Genomic DNA, 18,689 nt, shown 5'->3' with positions numbered 1-18,689 from the left:
CGATCTGCTTTGTTATGATCCGGCGCCTTACGCATATCGGTAGTTCTCTTATTATCCACACCTGCCCCCCCTCCGGCCGGAACCACCGCGGCTTTACGCTGCTGGAAGTGCTCGTGGTGATCGTGGTGGTCGGCGTGATGATATCCATGGCCATGCTGTCGTTCGGCGTGCTTGGCCGCGACCGGCAGGCCGAGGAAGAGGCGCGGCGCTTCTGGGTGGTGTTGCAGCAGGCTCGCGAGGAAGCGGAGCTGCAGGTCGAGGACTTCGGCATCTACATCGGGCAGGACGCTTATGAATTCCTTCGCCTCGACTCGCGCATGAACCGCTGGGAGCTGATCGAGTACGACGAGCTGTTCGCGCAACGCGAATTGCCCGAAGGGCTGCGTTTCCGGCTGCGCCTGGAGTCGCGCGAGATCGTGCTGAAGCCCGGCCTGCCCGAGCGCATTCCGCCCAAAGACAAGATCGACGATGAGGACGACGAAGACATTCCGGCCGCGCTGCGCGAGCGCAAGCAGGACGACGATGAGAGTCAGAAGTTCCCACCCCACATCATGGTTCTCTCCAGCGGTGAAGTGATGCCGTTCGAGCTGGAGATCGAACGCGACAATCAGCCGGCGTTGTGGCGCGTGACCGCGCTCGCCAACAACGATCTGCGCGTCGAGAATCGCGACGAGCGCAATCAGTGGGGCCCGCTGCTGCAAACCAAGCCGCCGCCGGACAACGAACGAGACCGACCGACGCGGGTGTCCAGTGCGCGTCCATAGCAATCGCAAAAAAGGTTTCACGCTGATCGAAGTGCTGGTGGCGCTGGTCGTCGTCGGCCTCGGAATGCTGGCCGTCATCCAGACGGTGAGTCAGACGGCCAACAACAGCTCCTATATGCGAGAGAAGACCATCGCGCACTGGATCGCGATGAATCAGCTCACGCAGGTGCGGCTGCAGCCCAGCGCTCCACCCATCGACAAGAGCTCCGATGAAGTGGAAATGGCCGGGCGCGACTGGCGCTGGACCATGGTCGTGACGCAGACGCCAGTGGAATCGATCCGCCGCATCGAAGTGCGGGTGCGGCCGTCGGAGGCGCCGGAGAACAGCTCGCTCGCATTCGTCAGCGGCTTCTATGGCACGGCCGTGGCTCCGGCCGGGACGGTGAGCTTGAACTGGTCGGCGGCCCAGGACCAAGGCCCGGGCCCCGGTGGTCAGGATCAGCGCGGCGGCGATCGGCAGGACTCGGATAACAATGAGCCGCAGCCCGACCTCGAGCCGGGCGAAGTGGTGCCTCCGGAGCCGGAGAACCCCGAAACATGAACCGGGCGCGCGGCATCACATTGGTCGAACTGCTCGTGGCGATATTCATTTTCGCCATCGTGGCCGCCATTGCCATGGGCGGCTACAACGAGATGATGAAACAAAGCGACATCGTCAACGCGGGCGCGGGGCGCACGCGCGAGATCCAAGCGGCGATGCAACGTCTGAATCTCGATTTCACATCGCTCGAGCCGCGACCGGTGCGCGAGCCGCTGGGAGACTCGCTGCAGCCGGCGCTGCGCGCCGATACGCGCCGGGAGACGATTGCAGAGCTCACTCATTCGAGCTGGAGCAATCCGATCGGCATGCCCCGCTCCACTTTGCAGCGTGTGGCGTACCGACTCGAAGACACCCGACTGATCCGCGAATACTGGCTGGCGCTCGATCGCACCATGGACAGCGAGCCTGAAAGCGCCGTGCTGCTCGAACGCGTCAAGCGTGTGGAGATGCGCTTCATGGATTCCAATCGGGCCTGGCACGAGCAGTGGCCGCCGCTCGGCTACTCGGCGCCGGATGCGCCGCGACTGCGTCCCATCGCCGTCGAGGTCACGCTCGAGCTGGAGGACTGGGGCGAGATCAAACGTCTGATGGAGGTGTCGGGATGAGCCGCTCCTGCGCATCCATGCGCTCGCGACGTTCGGGCGGCCTGCGCAGCAGGCGTCCGCCCGGCAAACAACGCGGCGTCGCGCTGATCATGGCCGTGCTGATCGTGGCGCTGGCCACGATGCTAGCCGCCGAGGTGGGCTTTCGGGGCTATCTCGATCAGCGTCGCACCGCGAACATGTTCTCGCTGGATCAGTCCTTCGAGATCGCGCTCGGCGGCGAAGCCTGGGCGTCCGATGCGCTCCGCCGCGACAAGATGCAAAGCTCCAAGCAGGACGATTTCACCGAAGAATGGGCCACGCCCATTCCGCCGATTCCGCTCGAAGACGTCGGCGGCGAATTCGAAGGCCAGCTGGAAGACCTGCAGGGTCGGTTCAATCTCAACAGCCTGGTGAGCTTCGACAATGCCGGCATCGGCCAGGTGAATCAGCCGGCGGTGGAGCGCTTTCAGCGGCTGCTGGAGATCCTGGAGCTGGAGCCGAAATGGGCCAGCCTGATCGCCGACTGGATCGACTCGGACAACAATCCCGGCTTTCCCGATGGCGCCGAGGATCCGGTTTACACCAATCTGCAGCCGGCGTATCGCACCGCGAACATGCCGATCACTCGCGCCAGCGAGCTGCTCGCGTTGCCGGAATTCGGCATCGAGCGTTATCGCAGGCTGGCGCCGTATGTCACCGCGCTGCCCTCGGACGCCAAGATCAATCTGTGTACCGCCTCGCCTGAATTGCTGGATGCGCTGGTGGGCGGCAGCAGACAATTCACACTCGCGCGCGAGAGCACCAAACAATCCCGCATGCAACGCTGCTTTCCGAACAAACAAGACTTCGAACCCAGCCTGAGCGGACTGCCGCCCGACCAGAGACAAGCCGTGCAGGACATCATCGATGAAAGCAGCGATTACTTTCTGGCCACCATCTGGGTCACGCTTGGCACTCAACGGTTCACGCTGTACAGTCTGTTGTATCGCAGCGACGGCGCCAACCAGGTCCGTCCCATTCTAAGAAGCTACGGAACGCTCTGATGCCGGAACTCCTCGTCGTCCGATTGCATCCTGTGTCGGCTGCCCCCAACGCCGGCGCTCAGCCTGCGCCGCAAGCCGAATGGCTCATCGTCGATGGCACGGGCGCGCGCCGGGGCAATGTGTCGTGGGGCTCGCTCAGCGATGCCGCCGCACAGGCTGGCGGCCGCAAGACGATCGTGCTCGTGCCCGGCACCGATGTGCTGCTGGCGAAGCCGGTGCTGCCGCTCAAGAGCGGCGCCAAGCTCGCGCAGGTCGTCCCGTTCGCGCTCGAAGAACAACTGGCGGCGGATGTGGAAGATCTGCACTTTGCTGTCGGCAAGCGAGGCTCGAGCGCCGGCACGCCCGTGGCCGCGGTCGCCCGAGAGCGCATGGAAGATTGGATCGCCACGCTGCGCGCAGCTGGCTTGTCCACCGATACGATGTACGCCGAAACCAGCGTGCTGCCAACCGTCACCGGCGCGGTCGCGGTGCTGATCGATGGCAAACGTCTGTTCGTGCACCGTGAGAATCAGCCGGGCACGGTGATCGAAGTCGAGCCGTTGCTGGAAGCCTTGCAGCTCGCGCTGGCAAGCGGCGATGAGTCGCGCGAGCATGTCACGATCTTCGTTTCCGAAGAGGACTACGAACGCGAGCGTGAGATGCTCGAAGAGCTGCGCGAATTCACCGCCAGCCTGCAGCTGAAGCTGTTGCCCGACGGTCCCCTGCCCTTGCTGGCCGCGAACATTCCTTTCGGCATGAAGGGCAGCGCGGTCAACTTGTTGCAAGGCCCATATGCGGCCAAGACCAAGTTGAATGTTTCTTTTGCGCCGTGGCGCTACGCCGCCGTGCTCGCCGCGGTGTTCGTGGCTGCGCACGTCGGCGTGAAGAGCTGGCAGTACGTTCATTACAAGAAAGTCGAAAGTCAGCTCGATGCGCAGATCGCCGAGACGTTCCAGCAAGCGTTGCCCGGCGCGCCCGTGCCCGATCCACTGGAGGCGCGACGCCAGGTCGAGATGGTCCTGGGTCAGCTGCGGGGCACCGGTCCCACCAGCGGCATGTTGACCACGCTTGCGATGCTGAGTGAGGCGATGGCGCAGGCGCCGAACACCGATATCGAAGCGCTCTCCTATCGTGACAACGTCACCGATCTGCGCGTGCTCAGCCCATCGGTGGATGCGCTCGATCGCATCCGGCAGGTCGCTGGCGAGCGCGGCGTCAACGCGGAAATCCAGTCCACCAATCCGCGCGACTCCAAGGTCGAAGGTCGGCTGCAGTTCAAGAAGGCGGGCGCCTGATGCAAGCACTCAAAGATCGATTCAATACGCTGCAGCCACGCGAGCGCATCGTTGTCATCGGCGGCGCCATCCTGGTGCTGGTGACTGCCATCTATTTTCTGGCGCTCGCACCACTCTACGGCGCCGTCGACGCGCAAGCCAAGCGCGTCGCGCAGAAGGAAGGCGATCTCGCCTGGATGCGCAGTGTCGCCGGCGAAGTCGCGGTGCTGAGCGCGGCGGCGCCCAGCCGTCCCGGTCCGAGCAACGAGTCGCTGGTGGTGTTGATCGATCGCGCCGCTCGCGAATGCGGCCTGAGCAACTCGCTCACCGGCCAGACGCCCAATGGCGAGCGCGGCATTCGCGTGCGACTGGAGTCGGCCGAATTCGACAAGCTGATGGTGTGCCTGGGCACGCTCCAGCAGGTGCATTCGATCGATGTCGAATCCGCCACCATCGATCGCACCGCCAAGCCCGGCCTCGTGAACGCGAACCTGGTGCTGACCCGGGTCGGCGCATAAGTCACCTATGAAGCGACTCTGGCCGCTGATTGCGCTCGGCGTATGCGCATTCCTCATCTTCGCCGTGACCACGCTGCCTGCCGCCGTGGTGGTGTCATGGCTCGGTTCATCCGGCATCTCAGCCGGCGGCGTTTCCGGCACCATCTGGAACGGCCGCGCGCAGGTGCTGCAAATTCAGGGCGCCAACATCGGTGGCGTCGAATGGAAGCTGCACGCCCTTCCCCTGCTCGCCGCGCGCATCAGCGCCGATGTAAAAGTGACGCGCATCGACGGCTTTGCGACCACGAAGGTGAGCGCCACACCCACCGGCACCGTGAGCCTGACGGATCTCACGGCTTCACTACCGCTCAGCGCGCTGCCGCCCGGCGTGGTGCCGGGTGGCTGGGCCGGCACGCTCAACGGCAAGTTCGCTCTGCTCACCTTGAAAGACGGCTGGCCGGTCGAGGTGGACGGCACGTTGGATGTGGTCGATCTCACCGGTCCCGCCCGGCGTCCGGACAAGCTGGGCGGCTACCGTGTGAGCTTCGATCCGGCCTCGGCCGATGCGGAAGGACTCAAGGGCATGCTGGCCGATGGCGGCGACGGGCCACTGCAAATCAATGGCACCGTCGAGCTGAAAGCCGACCGCAGTTACGCCGTCGATGCGCTGGTGGCGGCGCGGCCGAATGCGCCTCGCAACCTCGTTACCACGCTTGAATTCCTCGGCCCGCCCGACGAGCAGGGCCGACGCAACTTCTCGATGGCGGGCACGCTGTAGCGCTGTTTCAGGCCCACTTGCCGCCCGCCACCTTGTGGCGGGCCGCGAAGTAGCTTTCGGTGGCGTCGATCAGTTTCTGTTGCTCGGTGTTGATCGAACCGTCGAGCGCCGCGATCTTGCGCATCATCCCGAGCAACGAGCCGACCGCGGCGGGCTCGAAACGCTCGGCGCTCCGCTCCAGAATCTTGTCGAGATGATCGACGATATAGATCTGATCGCGGATCAGATGGGCGCTCGCCAGCAACAGATCGGCCGCCTCGTCGCGCGACAGCTCGAACTCGCTCTGAAACATCGCCTGCAGCTCACGCTTCTGATCCGAGGTGATGTCGCCGTCGGCCTTGGCGATGCCCAGCAACAGCACGGCCGCGACATCCATGGGCCGCTCCAGTCGATAGATGGGTTTGCCGCCATAGGTGCTGCGCCATTTCCAGCGACGGTAGGCCAGGAACGGGTTCAGCGAGTTCAGATCGAACCCGGAACGCTGCAGCGAATTGAGCGCCCAGATCAAGCCGGCGAGCGCGGTAATCGCGGCGATGATGATGTGCACGAGTGCTCCTGCCGGTGCGAGTCCTGATGAAAGGCCGCTAATATAGCCAGCCGCGCAGCGTGGAAGCGATGTTTGCTACGGCCAAATGTGAGCCAGGTCGCGACTCGACGCGCTGGGGGCTCAGCTCACCGGCACTTCACGCCACTGCTTCATCAGCGGGAAGTACAGTGCCGCACGCACCGGCTGGTCCGGGCGGAACAGCCGCATCAGCCGGGCGTAGCGCTGCAGCTGATCGCGATAACGATGCACTTCCTCGGCGAGGAACTGCTCGAGTCCACCGCCTTCGTGCGTGCCGGTTTTGAAATCGACGATCCAGCGGACGCCGCGCTCATCCACGAACGTGCGGTCGATTACACCCGAAACGATCTCGCCCTGGAAGACGCCGCTCAATGCCAGTTCCGACTCCGCTTCGCTCAATGGCGAGGACAAGCCGAGCAACCATCGACCACGCTCGTCCGCGAGCGTCTGGGCGATCGCCGAGACCACGCGCTCGGCCGCGGCGTCACATCGATCCGGCGGCACGCCCAACTCGGCCAGCTCGGTGCACAGGCGCGCGCGATCGGTCGATACCTGCGCACGACCTGCTCGAACCAGGCGATCGAGCTCGCGATGCACCAGGGTACCGATGTGACGAGCCGTCTGCGACGCCCAGTCGAATTCGAGCTTCGCTTCCAGATCGCTGACGTTGACCGCCTTGGCCGTCACGGCTACGTCCGCCGCCGGCGGCTGCCATTGCAGCGGCAATCGACGCACGCGCAAATGAGGCGCCGGCGCGGCTGCAAACAAATCCTGCTGTGGCTTCGACTGCACGACGGACTCGAAATGCGTCTTCACTTCGGGCCACAACAGACGCAGCATCGAACCGTGGCGTGGCTCCTGCACCACCGTGCCTGCGTCCGTTTCCTTGACTCGCACCGTGCCGAGCAGGTGCAGGACGCGCTTGGCTCGCGTGGCAGCCACATACAACAACCGGCCGCGCTCGCGAGCGCTGCGCTCACGCTCCAGCAACTCGATCCATCGATACATCGGATCGGGATCGGCGCCTTCGGCTTTGATGGGCGCAAATACGATGCCGCCGTCATCGCCGGGAATACGCGTCCAGCGCATCAGCTCGCGACCTTCGCCACGGATCCACCGATTCAAGGCGGGCAGGATGACGACATCGAACTCCAGGCCCTTGGCCTTGTGAATGGTCATCACTTCCACGCGCGCCCGATTCTCCGGCCGCGGGCGAGCAAACAACCGATCGAGTTGCTCCTCCAGGCGCGCCACATCCTCGAGATCGCCGGCGCTTTCGATCTGATCCAGCCGGCGCAAGTAAGCGTCGGCATCGTCCAGATCCTGCGGTCTGTGCAGCGTGGCCGGGCCGCCCAACGCATTCCAAGTGCGCTCCACCCAATCGCGCAGTGACAATCGCCCTCGTTGCGCCAAGGCTGCCTGCAGGATCGAGCGCACGCGCCCCACTCGCTCGCGCCCCTCGGGGCTCAAGTTCTCACCCGACTCCAATGCCTTGGTCAGCAGTTCGTTGATGGTCGAGGCGCGATTGTTATCTACGATCGCATGCAGATCGTTCAGCGTCAGACCACACCAGGGGGCGCGCAATACGGCGAGCCACGCCGTGCGATCCGCCAGATGCACCAGTGCGCGCGTCAACGCAGTGAGATCCTGCACGACCGGTCGATCCAACAGCGCCTCGATCTCGATCGCCTGGAAATCGATGGAGGCCGCATGCAACTCGGTCGCAATCAAACCGACATGCGAACGGGCCGTCACGAGCACCGCGACCGTCGCCTGTGGATCTTCGGCGAGACTCTTGCGCACCAATTTCACGACCTGGCGCGCCTCCGCCATCTCGTCGTTGTCGAAGGACGCATGCACCTTCACTCCGCCTCGAGTGCTTGGCAGCGCGGCGACGCTCGGGCTGTAACGAACCGCGCCGTGCTCGGCGTTGTCGGTGGGTGACAGCACGTTGGGAAACACACGGTTGACCCATTCGATGATGGGTCGCGTCGAACGGAAGTTGCTGGTGAGCTGCAACGGTTCGAGCCGCACGTTGCGCAGCCCCTGCCGCTGCAGTTGCAGGAACAATCCGACCTCGGCCTGACGGAATCGATAGATCGACTGCATGGGATCGCCCACGCAGAACAACGTGCGTCCGTCGCCTTCGGTCCAGCCGGCCGTCAGACGCTCCAGCAGATCGAGCTGTCCGAAAGAGGTGTCCTGGAACTCATCCACCAGCAGATGCTGCAGGCGATAGTCAAAAGCCAACGCCAGATCGGTGGGCTCTTCACTCGTGCCCAACGCCTGCAGCGCGCGCAACGCCGCCTCGATGTAGTCAGCCTGCCCTTGCGCCTGGAACACCAGTTGCAATTCGGCCACCGCGACGGGCAGCACACCCAGCAGCGCATCCAGAATCGCCCATTGTTCCTGCGAGTACGCGGCGCGCGGCAATGTGCGAAGCGCCCCGAGCTGCGCGATCAGATCGGTCTGCTGCGCCAGATCGGCCAGCACCGCCAGCATTTGCTGTTTCTGTTCAGGATGCGTGGTGGGAAAGCCGCTCTTCTTGGTGACGGTCTGATACGGCGATCCATCCTTCTTCAGGAACACGCTGGCGAGCGCGAGCCATGCGTCCAGGCTGCCGCTGTCCGGGCCAGGCACAGCCGCGGCGTCGGTGCAGGCATCGAGCAGCAGGCGCCGCTCCTCGTTGAGCCCGCCCGCCTCGCGCAGATTCGATGCCGCGAACACCGTGAGCTCCCAAAGGTCACGCCGGCGCACGTGGTCGAGCAGCCCGCACAGTGTTTCGAGATGACGCTTGATCACGCCCTGCAATGTTTGTTCGAGCACGGCTCGCAGATTCTGGTGCGCGCCCGCACTGACGATCTGATGCAGCCACTGATCGCGCTTGGCGAGCAACTCGCAGATCAACTCCGCCAGCATGTCGGTGCGATTGCCCAGATGGACGATCAAGGATTCCAACTGTTGCGCGACCTTCGAGCCTTCGCCGAGCCGCTCGATCAGACGGCGCACCGCCGTTCCATACAAAGGCCATGGGTCTTCAGACGGCTCCAGGGCAGAACCCGTGCCGGCGAGAATCGGCAGACGACGCGCCAACGTCGAATTGAGCGCATCGATGGTCTGGATGCGAAGACGCGATGGATGCTCGGAGAGTCTCCAGTTGCGCTCGACGTCGGCCGCTCTGACGGCGCGAGCAAGCTCCCACGTGGTGAGCTTATGCGGCGAATCCGGCGGTGGCGCCGCCGCGGCCTCGATCGAGAGCAGGATGCGATTGCGCATTTCGGCCGCGGCCTTGCGGGTGAACGTGATCGCCAGGATCTGTTCCGGATGCTCCACCGTCGCCAGCAATCGCAGATAGCGCTGCGTGAGCAGCTCGGTCTTGCCCGAGCCGGCCGGCGCCTGAACGATGAACGAGCGCGTGGGGTCGAGCGCGCGTTTGCGGGCTGCCGCGTCACTCATCGTGATGCTCCAGCTCTTCTTCCTGGGTCTGCTCCCTGATCCGGCAGAACGCGCTCAGGTGACAGTTCGCGCATTCACCCGGCAATGGATCCACCATGGCCTGACCTGTCACGAAACTCTCTGCGAGATTCGTCAGCGTCTTGCGCCAATGTTCGACGAGCGACGGCCAATCGGCGGGATGGTCCACTCTCAGACGCACGCCTGCCGGATATTGCAGCACACCCTCCCCCACGAATGTTCCATCGGTCCAGCCGCGATATTCCACCGTGCCGGCTGCCAACACGACGTAGGCCAGGCCGCGCAGCGTTTCTGCGTGCGCGAGTCCATACAACGGAAGCTGTGGACGGCGCGGCCGTCCCGGCAGAGTGTCGAGCCATTGCCTCGGCGTATGTGAGTCGCCGAGCTTGTAATCGATCAACAGGTGCCCGCCGTTGCTCAGCGCGTCGATGCGATCCGGCTGCAACGTGATCGACAGTCCACCGATTGCGTACGGCTCGGAAGTTTCGGTGAAACGCAGCGAGAATGGCGGCCGCTGCTTCTCCACCGCGAGCAGTAGCAAGACCAGCTTCGCGATATTGCTTGCTTCGAGCGCCGCGAGTCGCTCGCGATATCGAACGGTCGGCTGCAACGCCTGCAGCGTGTGACGCTCAGCGCTATCGCGGACGCGCTGGGCCAATGTTTGCTCATCAAGCGCGACCAGCGCGGCATGCGTGCGCAAACCGCCCCAGATTTCTTCGAGCACCCGATGCAGGATGATGCCGCGATCGATGGGCTCGACGCCCAGACTCACCGTGGGCAAGTCCTCCGCTCCCAGGCGGATCTGCGCTTGAGCGCGGAATGGACATCGCGATTGCAACTCCAGTGTCATCGCGCCACCGCGTGCGCTTCGCACCTTCAGTCGAGGCGCGAGCTCATCTCTCATCTGCTCGAGCAGCGGACGGTGCTCGAACAGCGTTCGCCGTAACGGCCGCACGGCCGCCATGGCAATGTCACTGCCTTTGATCGTCGGCCACGTCGCCAGCATGGGGCTGGGCTGCAACTCCGCCTCGCCTTCCTGGCGCGGCCAGCTCAGCACGACTTCAGGTGCGCTGCTGGTCCAGCGCGCGAGCCTCGCACGCGACAATTGCATCACGCCTTCCGCCGTCGCTTCCGGAATCTTCGCGGCACGTTGCAAGGCGACGGGCAACAAAGGATCGGGATTCACCGGCTCGGGCAAGCGCGCGGCATCCAGACCGGTCACCCACGTCGCATCGAATGTCATTCCGGCGACGGTGGCCGGATCGATGACGGTGATTGATGTCGCCTGCGTCTCGGGCTCGAACGGCGTCTCTCGAAGCAGTTCCTGCAATCGTGACAAAGCAGCGGACGCAGACAGCGGCGGCGTCACCGCATCGAGCGTGCCGAACTCCGAGAGCGCGGCGTGGAACTTGAGCACGGTCTGATGTTCGACGCTGCTCAGCGAACGCTCGCCCGGCCAGCCGATCGCGCGCAGCCAGGCATGAAAGCGTTCGGCCCAGACGCTGGCGCCAGTGGCGCTCGTCTGACCGCGAAGCTGTTCGCTGATGCGTCGGGCTGCAAGCGCCAGTTGATCGCAACCCGTCGCGCTCGCCCAGCGCTCAAGCTCGAACCAATCCCAACGATCGCGCTGCTCCTCACGCAAACGGAAATCCGCCATGGCGCGGCGATCCTTTTCCGACTCGCCACCGGCGATGAATGGCGTGCGTAACAAACGGCCCGCATGCGTTGCCGGACGATCATGCAAGGCGAACTGCAGCACCAGCAACGCCGCATCGACGATGGGATAGGACGCCAATGGAGATGGCGCCGCGATCACCACAGGGATCCGGGTCGCTTCGGCATGAATGTTTCTCTGGCCTGGCGCGAACACGTCTTCGAACACGCGCTGCACTTCGGCACGGCGCGTCTGCAGCGCGGCGACCACGACGCCGACCGTGCTCTTGCCGGTCGCGATCTGCGCTCTTGCCCACCGAGCGGCCAGCTCCAGCTCATCATCGGCGTCGCGCGCAGTGACGACTACCACGGAGCGCGATGTTCGTTCCTCGGCCTCGATGTCAACGACTTTGCCCAGCGCGCGCCAGCGCTCGATCAAGCGAGCGATCGACGGCGGGATCGTGTCGAAGCCCGCGAGGGCCAATGTATCCTCAGGAACGAAGTTCGCGTCATGCGCCCAGTGCGGCAACCGTGTCTCGTCGATCGCCTGCAGTTTCTCGCAGCGTTTGAGGAAGTCACTGCACCAGGCATGCAGCGCATGGCCCTCGCTGCTGTCGCTATTTTGCAGGGCCGGGAGCGGAATCAGATATTCCTGCATCCTTCGCCAACTGCGAGCGGCCAGACGCGCGGCGTTGGAGGGATTCAGCAAGTGCTCGCCCCACTCGCTGTCGTTCACCAGAGCGTCCCAGAGAACTCTCGCCTGCGCGTTGGTCAGCAAACGAGCGTGATGCGAATGAGCGCCGATGGCGCGCGCTTCCAGCCATTGCTGGGCGAGCCAGGTCGACCAGGGCAGGATGCGTGGTGTGCGCCAGACGGTTTGTCCCCGGCTCTGCGCATGCTGGGCATAGCCCAGCCGCAGCGCATGCGCGAGCCTGCGGCTCGCGGTGAGCACTGTGACGCCCTGGTCTAAAAGGGAATGGAGCCGCAATGCCCCTTAACTCATGAAGTCGTGCGGACGACCTTCAGATCCGGCGCCGCGCGTGACACAGGTTCGGCCCCGACGGCATAGCTGTCCAGCAGTTCCTCCATGCGGCGGAACACGTCGGCCAGCACTTCGGGGCGCGGCAGATTGGTGATGCGGAAGTGCGTCTTGTAGGGCGTGTTGAAGCTGGTGCCCGGCGCCAGCAGCACGTGCTTGTGCTCCAGCAGATCCATGGCGAAACGCTGATCGTCGAAGCCCGGCAGCACGCCGTCCTTCACGCCGATGAAAGCATAGATCGCGCCGCGCGGCGCATGGACCTGCAGATATTTGCTCTTCGCCACGCCATCGAGGATGGCCTGACGCGATTCATACAAACGACCGCCGGGGCGCACCAGCTCCTGAATGCTCTGATAGCCACCGAGCGCGGTCTGCACGGCCCACTGACCCGGCACGTTGCTGCACAAACGCAGCGACGACAGCTTGTCCAGCGCGCTCAGATATTCGCGGGCGCTGTCGACATCGCCCGAGAACGACACCCAGCCGACACGATAGCCGCACGCGCGATACACCTTCGACAAGCCCGACATGGTGGCGCACAGCGTGCCGTGCACGAGCGTGGCCATTGGCACGAACTTGGCGTCGTCATAAACGATCTGGTCGTAGATCTCGTCGGAGAACACCACCAGGTGGTGTCGCTCTGCGATGCGAGCGATGGCCTCCAGCGTGGCGTGCGAATACACCGCGCCGGTGGGATTGTTTGGATTGATGACCACGATCGCGCGCGTCCGGCTGGTGATCAGCGCCTCGATCTCTTTCGGATCGGGCTCGAAGCCGTTCTCGGCGTGACAGGGATAGTGCACGGCGCGACCGCGATTGAGATTCACCGCCGCCGTCCACAGCGGATAATTCGGCATCGGCACCAGCACTTCGTCGTCGGTGGACAGCAGCGCCCGCAGCACCAGATCGATCAGCTCGCTGACGCCATTGCCCATGAACACTTCATCGGCGCTCACGCCCCGCACGCCGCGGCTCTGCTGTTGCATCACCACCGCTTCGCGCGCCGGGAAGATGCCCTTCTGATGGCTGTAGGCTTCGCTGGACTTCAAGTTCTCGATCATCGCCAGCCGCATGGTCTCGGGCGTGCGAAACCCGAACACCCCGGGATTGCCGATGTTCAGCGGAATGATGTCGTAGCCCCGCCGCTCCATCTCGTGGGCGCGCCGCGCCAGATCGCCGCGAATCTCATATTTCACGTTGGCGAGGCCGGCGCTGGGACGGATGGTGCGCATACGAAGTGACTGCTGACGGGTGACTACTGACTGGTCAGAAAGATAACAGAATACCGGCGGCAGAAGTGCGTACAGGTTCAAAGCACCGCCGGCATCACAGCGCCGCTCAATGCTCCGCCAGCAGCGACCCGAACCCCTCAATCTTGTCCTCGATGCCCGCGCTGCGCAGCGCGTGCCAGTAGGTGCAGGTATTCACCGCCAGCACCGGCTTGCCGAGCCAGCGCTCGGCCTCCGCCGCCACCTGCGTGAACGCCAGGTTGGTGCCCACCTGCAGGATCAGCTCGACGCTGCTGTCATCGACCTCCCGCACGGCGCGGCGCAGACGTTCGGGCGGCTCGTGCGCCATGAGCAATGGGCTGTTCGACTTCAAGCCCAGCAGGTTGATCACTTCGAAGCCGCTGTCGGTGAACGATCGGCGCACCTGGGCGTCGCCCGAAGGCATGTACGGTGTGATGACGCTGATGCGTCGGATGCCGCCATAACGCTGGATCGCGGCCAGACAGGCCTGGACGCCGAGAATCACCTTCACGCCGGCGCGTGCCTCGAGGTGGGCCTGCAGCGCGTTGGTGTCGAGCACGCCCTCCCAGAAGGTCTCGGCCGACATGCCGAAGATCACGGCCGACGGTGAACAAGCCATGACCGCATCCAGCGCGCCTTCGATGGAGCTGCGCACCTGCCCCATCATGGCCGCAAACTCGCTGTCGGTGCCGACCGGCGAGTCGGGAATGACAACGCGGGCCATCTGGTTCGTGATGCCGCGCGGACGCATGGCGTCGTACTCCGGCTGCACGATTGTGTTGGTGGCCGGGGCAATCACACCGAACTTCAGGCGCGGGGCAAGGGCATCAGGCATGGTGTATTGGGGATGTCGTCGGGGATCGATATCGAATGGAGGCGGAGTTTAGCCGGTCGCGCCCGATGGCTGCGGTGACCCTATTCCACTTCTGACGACACGAACCGCACCGCTCGCGCCCCGATGTCCGACAATCCATGTTTTTCCCCTGCAGAACGCGGCCGAACGCAACACCATGTCGATTGACTCGCAGGCTTGCATACAGTAGCGTGCCCGGCCGCTGCTGCGGCCTGCGGCGGTGAATTAAGCGATCAATTAAATCGGAGTCGACGTTGAGCAAGATTCTGGTGGGATTAAAGCGCGTGGTGGACTACAACGTCCGCGTTCGCGTCAAACCCGACGGCACGGGTGTCGTGACCGACGGCGTCAAAATGAGCATCAATCCCTTCGATGAGATCGCGCTGGAAGAAGCGCTGCGCATCAAGGAGAAAGGTGGCGCCACCGAGATCGTCGTGGTGAGCATCGGTCCTGCCGACACTCAACAGCAGCTTCGCACCGGCCTCGCCATGGGCGCCGACCGCGCCATCCTCGTGCAGGCCGACGCGCCGGTCGAGCCGCTGGCCGCCGCGAAAATTTTTCTCAAGCTGATCGAGAAGGAAAGCCCGCAGATCGTTCTGCTCGGCAAACAAGGCATCGACGACGACAACAACCAGACCGGCCAGATGCTGGCCGCGTTGTGGGACCGTCCGCAGGCGACCTTCGCCTCCAAGGTCGAGCTCGATGGCGGCAAGGCCAAGGTCACCCGTGAAGTCGACGCGGGCCTCGAGACCATCGAAGTCGACCTGCCCGCCGTGCTCACCACCGACCTGCGCCTGAACGAGCCGCGCTACGTGAAGCTGCCGGACATCATGAAGGCCAAAAAGAAGCCGCTCGACACCATCGCCATCGCTTCGCTGGGCGTGGACATCGCGCCGCAGTTCAAGGTCACCAGGTACGAGCCGCCCGCGGCCCGTTCCAGGGGCGTGATGGTGAAGGATGTGGGCGAGCTGGTCGCCGCTCTGAAGAACAAGGGGCTCGTCTGATGGCCAAGATTCTTATCGTTGCCGAACACTCTGGCGGCAAGCTCAATCCGTCCACTGCCAAGTGCGTGGCCTGCGCCAGGACCATCGAAGGCGCTGAAATCGACATCGCCGTGTTTGCGACCGACGGCGCTGCCGTCGCCGCCGAAGCTGCGAAGATCCAGGGCGTGAAAACCGTGCTGAAGGTCGACAACGCCGCCAACGCCGAGCCGATCGCGGCCGTGCTCGCTCCGCAGGTTGCCGCGGTCGCCGCCAACTACACGCACGTGTTTGGTCCTTCCACGACCTTCGGGAAGGACTTGATGCCGCGAGTCGCTGCGCTGCTCGGCGTCGGTCAGTTGAGCGACATCATGGCGGCCGAAGGCGCTTATAAGTTCCGGCGCCCCGTGTACGCGGGCAACGCGATCATCACCGTCGAAGCGCCGCAGGATAAGAAGCTGGTCGCGACCGTGCGCACCGCTTCGTTCCAGGCTGCGCCTGAAGGCGGCAACGCCGGTGTGGAAGCGGCGAATGTTTCTGCTTCACTGCCCTCTCACACTCGCTTCGTCGAACGCTCCGCTGCTGCAACCGGCCGTCCGGATCTGCAGACCGCGCCTCGCGTCGTCTCTGGCGGCCGTGCGCTCGGCAGCGCCGACAACTTCAAAATCATCTTCAGCCTCGCCGACAAGCTCGGCGCCGCCGTGGGCGCATCGCGCGCCGCGGTGGACGCAGGCTACGCCGCGAACGACCTGCAGGTCGGCCAGACCGGCAAGATCATCGCACCGGAACTGTACGTCGCGGTCGGCATCTCAGGCGCCATCCAGCACCTGACCGGCATCAAGGACGCGCGCACCATCGTGGCGATCAACAAGGACGCCGAAGCGCCGATCTTCGAGGTCGCCGACATCGGCCTGGTGGGCGATCTGTTCACCATCCTGCCGGAACTGGAAAAAGCGCTCGGCTGAGCGCCCCTTCCAACCACATCGAGAAAGGCGAGCGCTGCAAGCTTTGCAGCGCTCGCCGACATTCGAGACAGTCACCCTGCGTTGATCAAGGCCGTCCGGACGATGTCAACGCACTCATCGTAACTTCGCCGATACTCAAGGATCGCCAGCTGCGAGAATACCGCTCGCAGACGCGCGTGGTCGGCGTCGATTCGCGCGAGCATCGCCTCACGCCGTTCGCGCAGAATTGTGCGAATGCCGACCAAGGCTTCAGGCAGCTTTTCAATCAGCAACGCTAAATCCAGTATGTCGCGTGCGGTGAAATCCTTCCCGCGGTGATAGATCTTCTTGGCGATGATCTCCACGGAAGTCTCGACCTGCACCTGCCGACCCAATATGTGTTCCATGCGCGCAGCAGGTTGCGTCAGCGGACTGGCCACGACGAAGTCGATCTCCCCTTCGGGCAGGTACAGCTTGAGAAAATTCGCCTGCTCGTTGAAATGCATCGTCAGACCGTCGGCGATGTCATTCAGCCGCGGACTGAGATGCCCCAGGTACTGAGGATCCGGTACGAAGATGTCGATGTCTTTGCTGAAGCGATGACGATAACGTCGCATCAGCACCGTACCGCCGCCAAACGTCCATCGGTCCGGTGGCAATGCCGACTCGCCCGCTGAGTCGATGATCGTCAGCGCGCCTTGCGAAATAGCGCTTCCCAGAGATCTAGACGAAGCGCTGCCACTGACCCACCTCGGGGCTGACGCCCAGTTGCTCGGCCAGCTTGCGAATGTTTCTTTGCACCCTGCCCGCCTTGCTCAAGGAGCCGATCTGCCTCACCAATCCTTCCAACAACCAGCCGGGTGCTTCTTCCAACAGCGTGATCAAGTGCGCGCGTCTATTCGCGGGGATCTTTCCCGAAAGCAGCGCGTACTCGAGCTCATCGGGATGCAGCGGCTCTTTCAAGCTGACGCTGGCGGAGCTGGCCGCCATGCTCAGGAAATCCTTCGTTCCTGCGCGAGGTTCGGCCGGCTGCACTTGCAACTCCAGCCCCAACGCATCCAGCACGGCGCCGACCTTGCGAACGCCCAAATCCGGGATGACGCCATTTTCGAGCTGATTGAGTGTCAGCCGGGACAAGCCGGTTCGCAGCGCCAACTCGCGTTGAGTCAGCCGGCGGGCCCGGCGCGCCTGACGGATCATTTGGCCGAACGCAGCGATTCGCATCATTCCAAAAGTATAGTATATCTATCTTTTAGATGTCCCCGATGATATAAGACATTGATTTTAGCTACATTTCAGATCACCCAACAGCAGCTCGATCACTCGCTCCTCGTGCAGGACAAAGCCCCGCGACGTCATGGTCGGAGCAAGTTGCGCGTCCCAGTCGGCGAGGACCTGCCCCTCGGCTGGCAGGGGAAGTCCGCTGGCCGCGGCCGCGAGGTAGTCAGTGACGCCAAATCGCCAGGGCTGCGCAGAGAATTCACGCATCACGAAGTTGCCGATGCGAATTCCTGGCCAATCGAAATCGCCGTGATAAAGCAGCCGCGCGCCGGCTGCCGCGAGCTGCTGTAGCAAAACCTGCTGGGCGGCGCCCGGCATTCCGTCAGTGCAGACCAGCGGCGCACAGCGGTGTTGCAACCGGTCTGCGGCGGCCGCAACGATGGACGCGTTCTCGCAAATAGAAACAACGACGCCGGCGACATCCCATATAGGCGGGTCGCGCAGCAGGGCTCGTAAGCTCAAATGGAAGGGTTCGGCCGTCTCTTTAGCCGCGCGCACCAACTGTGCGCCAGCAGAAGCGCCCAGCGCTGAAAGATTCAGGCATAGGGCGGGTGCTGCGAGCTCACTGACAACGACGCCCACGCGCGCCCACTGATCGCGAACCGACAATCCGCGCGCTTCGGCTGAAGAATCACCGCGGGCTGCGCTGCCCTCTGCAATGTCATCGGCTTCCGCATCCTCAGTTCCGATCCGCAGCGGATGTTTGCTGACTCGGCACGCTCGCAACACCAGCGATGCAACAGGCTGCCCGACATCAAGAGCATGCGAATCGCCAAGAGCGTGAGCGGCGAGCTGAGCGCGCGAAGTTCCAGATGCCGGCAGCAATGCGAGAACCCGCTCCGCCTGGACAATCAAGCTCACCGCATGGGCTGGATCGCCGCCAGCACATCGCTTCAGCAACGCGACACCCGCACTGTCCGAAAATGACGCGATCAACCTTTGGTCGTTTACGTTGGCGAGCACCGCTCGCCACGCCTCCTGCATGCGGATCTGCTCGCTGCGACGGTCGACAATCGGTCCGTCGAGAGTTTCCAATGCCGAACGCAGATCCGTCGCAAGACCTGCGCGTGCAACGGCGCGATCCAATTCGGTATGGCTGAGCTGAATCGACCTGGCCAGCTTCGGTGGGCGTCCCAGCAAACCCTCGAGCGCCTGACGCTCTGCTGGAGACACGTCGTGCAGTGTGAACT

At 63.8% G+C, this 18,689-nt stretch carries 17 protein-coding genes; 9 read left to right on the top strand and 8 right to left on the bottom strand.

Annotated features, from left to right (window positions below; all coding sequences use genetic code 11):
• Positions 1-14 precede the first annotated feature (14 nt).
• Genes gspH through JM946_RS12435 form a run of 7 tightly spaced genes read left to right on the top strand, consistent with a single transcriptional unit; the run spans position 15 to position 5,460 of the window.
• Entirely contained in the window at positions 15-764 is a 750-nt protein-coding gene (gene gspH / locus JM946_RS12465) for a type II secretion system minor pseudopilin GspH (RefSeq protein WP_230979600.1), read from the top strand.
• Positions 751-1,305: a type II secretion system minor pseudopilin GspI gene (gene gspI / locus JM946_RS12460; protein ID WP_203167608.1), complete on the top strand. Its 555-nt coding sequence runs from the start codon at positions 751-753 to the stop codon at positions 1,303-1,305. The genes gspH and gspI overlap by 14 nt, the downstream gene beginning before the upstream one ends.
• Complete coding sequence (gene gspJ / locus JM946_RS12455; protein ID WP_203167607.1) at positions 1,302-1,910, top strand: type II secretion system minor pseudopilin GspJ; 609 nt, start codon at positions 1,302-1,304, stop codon at positions 1,908-1,910. The genes gspI and gspJ overlap by 4 nt, the downstream gene beginning before the upstream one ends.
• Entirely contained in the window at positions 1,907-2,932 is a 1,026-nt protein-coding gene (gspK, locus tag JM946_RS12450) for a type II secretion system minor pseudopilin GspK (protein ID WP_203167606.1), read from the top strand. The genes gspJ and gspK overlap by 4 nt, the downstream gene beginning before the upstream one ends.
• Complete coding sequence (gene gspL, locus JM946_RS12445; RefSeq protein WP_203167605.1) at positions 2,932-4,206, top strand: type II secretion system protein GspL; 1,275 nt, start codon at positions 2,932-2,934, stop codon at positions 4,204-4,206. The genes gspK and gspL overlap by 1 nt, the downstream gene beginning before the upstream one ends.
• Positions 4,206-4,703: a type II secretion system protein GspM gene (gene gspM, locus JM946_RS12440; protein ID WP_203167604.1), complete on the top strand. Its 498-nt coding sequence runs from the start codon at positions 4,206-4,208 to the stop codon at positions 4,701-4,703. Before gspL ends, gspM begins: the two co-directional genes overlap by 1 nt.
• Before the next feature lie 7 nt (positions 4,704-4,710).
• Positions 4,711-5,460, top strand: a complete 750-nt coding sequence (locus JM946_RS12435) for a type II secretion system protein N (RefSeq protein WP_203167603.1) — start codon at positions 4,711-4,713, stop codon at positions 5,458-5,460.
• 7 nt (positions 5,461-5,467) lie between these two features.
• Here JM946_RS12435 and JM946_RS12430 read toward each other — a convergent pair whose 3' ends face one another.
• The 5 genes from JM946_RS12430 to JM946_RS12410 form a co-directional block, all read right to left on the bottom strand.
• Positions 5,468-6,007: a TerB family tellurite resistance protein gene (locus tag JM946_RS12430; RefSeq protein ID WP_203167602.1), complete on the bottom strand. Its 540-nt coding sequence runs from the start codon at positions 6,005-6,007 to the stop codon at positions 5,468-5,470.
• A 120-nt stretch (positions 6,008-6,127) separates the two neighbouring features.
• Positions 6,128-9,481, bottom strand: coding sequence for a UvrD-helicase domain-containing protein (locus JM946_RS12425; protein WP_203167601.1), 3,354 nt, complete (start codon positions 9,479-9,481; stop codon positions 6,128-6,130).
• The gene (locus tag JM946_RS12420; RefSeq protein ID WP_203167600.1) at positions 9,474-12,104 is read right to left on the bottom strand and encodes a PD-(D/E)XK nuclease family protein; all 2,631 of its coding nucleotides are present in this window, start codon (positions 12,102-12,104) and stop codon (positions 9,474-9,476) included. Before JM946_RS12420 ends, JM946_RS12425 begins: the two co-directional genes overlap by 8 nt.
• A 47-nt stretch (positions 12,105-12,151) precedes the next feature.
• Complete coding sequence (locus tag JM946_RS12415) at positions 12,152-13,423, bottom strand: aminotransferase class I/II-fold pyridoxal phosphate-dependent enzyme (protein ID WP_203167599.1); 1,272 nt, start codon at positions 13,421-13,423, stop codon at positions 12,152-12,154.
• A 106-nt stretch (positions 13,424-13,529) separates the two neighbouring features.
• Positions 13,530-14,276: a maleate cis-trans isomerase family protein gene (locus JM946_RS12410; RefSeq protein WP_203167598.1), complete on the bottom strand. Its 747-nt coding sequence runs from the start codon at positions 14,274-14,276 to the stop codon at positions 13,530-13,532.
• A 272-nt stretch (positions 14,277-14,548) separates the two neighbouring features.
• On the opposite strand from JM946_RS12410, the gene JM946_RS12405 reads away from it, so the two are divergent.
• Both JM946_RS12405 and JM946_RS12400 read left to right on the top strand, forming a co-directional pair.
• On the top strand, positions 14,549-15,298 hold the full coding sequence (locus tag JM946_RS12405; protein ID WP_218042771.1) for an electron transfer flavoprotein subunit beta/FixA family protein: 750 nt from the start codon (positions 14,549-14,551) through the stop codon (positions 15,296-15,298).
• Entirely contained in the window at positions 15,298-16,239 is a 942-nt protein-coding gene (locus JM946_RS12400; protein ID WP_203167597.1) for an electron transfer flavoprotein subunit alpha/FixB family protein, read from the top strand. Before JM946_RS12405 ends, JM946_RS12400 begins: the two co-directional genes overlap by 1 nt.
• Before the next feature lie 71 nt (positions 16,240-16,310).
• Here JM946_RS12400 and JM946_RS12395 read toward each other — a convergent pair whose 3' ends face one another.
• The 3 genes from JM946_RS12395 to JM946_RS12385 form a co-directional block, all read right to left on the bottom strand.
• Positions 16,311-16,835: a nucleotidyl transferase AbiEii/AbiGii toxin family protein gene (locus JM946_RS12395; protein WP_230979696.1), complete on the bottom strand. Its 525-nt coding sequence runs from the start codon at positions 16,833-16,835 to the stop codon at positions 16,311-16,313.
• Between the two features lie 106 nt (positions 16,836-16,941).
• The gene (locus JM946_RS12390) at positions 16,942-17,445 is read right to left on the bottom strand and encodes a helix-turn-helix domain-containing protein (protein ID WP_203167595.1); all 504 of its coding nucleotides are present in this window, start codon (positions 17,443-17,445) and stop codon (positions 16,942-16,944) included.
• A 57-nt stretch (positions 17,446-17,502) separates the two neighbouring features.
• Entirely contained in the window at positions 17,503-18,672 is a 1,170-nt protein-coding gene (locus JM946_RS12385) for a TIGR02679 family protein (protein ID WP_203167594.1), read from the bottom strand.
• Positions 18,673-18,689: the final 17 nt, after the last annotated feature.

The sequence above is a fragment of the Steroidobacter gossypii genome (assembly GCF_016801985.1).
In the GTDB taxonomy this organism is placed as follows: Bacteria; Pseudomonadota; Gammaproteobacteria; order Steroidobacterales; family Steroidobacteraceae; genus Steroidobacter; species Steroidobacter gossypii.
The sequence above is the reverse complement of the archived record's forward strand: the minus strand, read 5'-3'. Positions and strand labels throughout refer to the sequence as shown.

What these genes read in the sequence shown, in the direction of transcription:
- gspH (WP_230979600.1), top strand. Translation starts at nt 15, where the DNA reads ATGATCCGGCGCCTTACGCATATCGGTAGTTCTCTTATTATCCACACC.
- gspJ (WP_203167607.1), top strand. Translation starts at nt 1,302, where the DNA reads ATGAACCGGGCGCGCGGCATCACATTGGTCGAACTGCTCGTGGCGATA.
- gspK (WP_203167606.1), top strand. Translation starts at nt 1,907, where the DNA reads ATGAGCCGCTCCTGCGCATCCATGCGCTCGCGACGTTCGGGCGGCCTG.
- gspL (WP_203167605.1), top strand. Translation starts at nt 2,932, where the DNA reads ATGCCGGAACTCCTCGTCGTCCGATTGCATCCTGTGTCGGCTGCCCCC.
- gspM (WP_203167604.1), top strand. Translation starts at nt 4,206, where the DNA reads ATGCAAGCACTCAAAGATCGATTCAATACGCTGCAGCCACGCGAGCGC.
- JM946_RS12435 (WP_203167603.1), top strand. Translation starts at nt 4,711, where the DNA reads ATGAAGCGACTCTGGCCGCTGATTGCGCTCGGCGTATGCGCATTCCTC.
- JM946_RS12425 (WP_203167601.1), bottom strand. Translation starts at nt 9,481, where the DNA reads ATGAGTGACGCGGCAGCCCGCAAACGCGCGCTCGACCCCACGCGCTCG.
- JM946_RS12415 (WP_203167599.1), bottom strand. Translation starts at nt 13,423, where the DNA reads ATGCGCACCATCCGTCCCAGCGCCGGCCTCGCCAACGTGAAATATGAG.
- JM946_RS12410 (WP_203167598.1), bottom strand. Translation starts at nt 14,276, where the DNA reads ATGCCTGATGCCCTTGCCCCGCGCCTGAAGTTCGGTGTGATTGCCCCG.
- JM946_RS12400 (WP_203167597.1), top strand. Translation starts at nt 15,298, where the DNA reads ATGGCCAAGATTCTTATCGTTGCCGAACACTCTGGCGGCAAGCTCAAT.
- JM946_RS12395 (WP_230979696.1), bottom strand. Translation starts at nt 16,835, where the DNA reads ATGCGACGTTATCGTCATCGCTTCAGCAAAGACATCGACATCTTCGTA.
- JM946_RS12390 (WP_203167595.1), bottom strand. Translation starts at nt 17,445, where the DNA reads ATGATGCGAATCGCTGCGTTCGGCCAAATGATCCGTCAGGCGCGCCGG.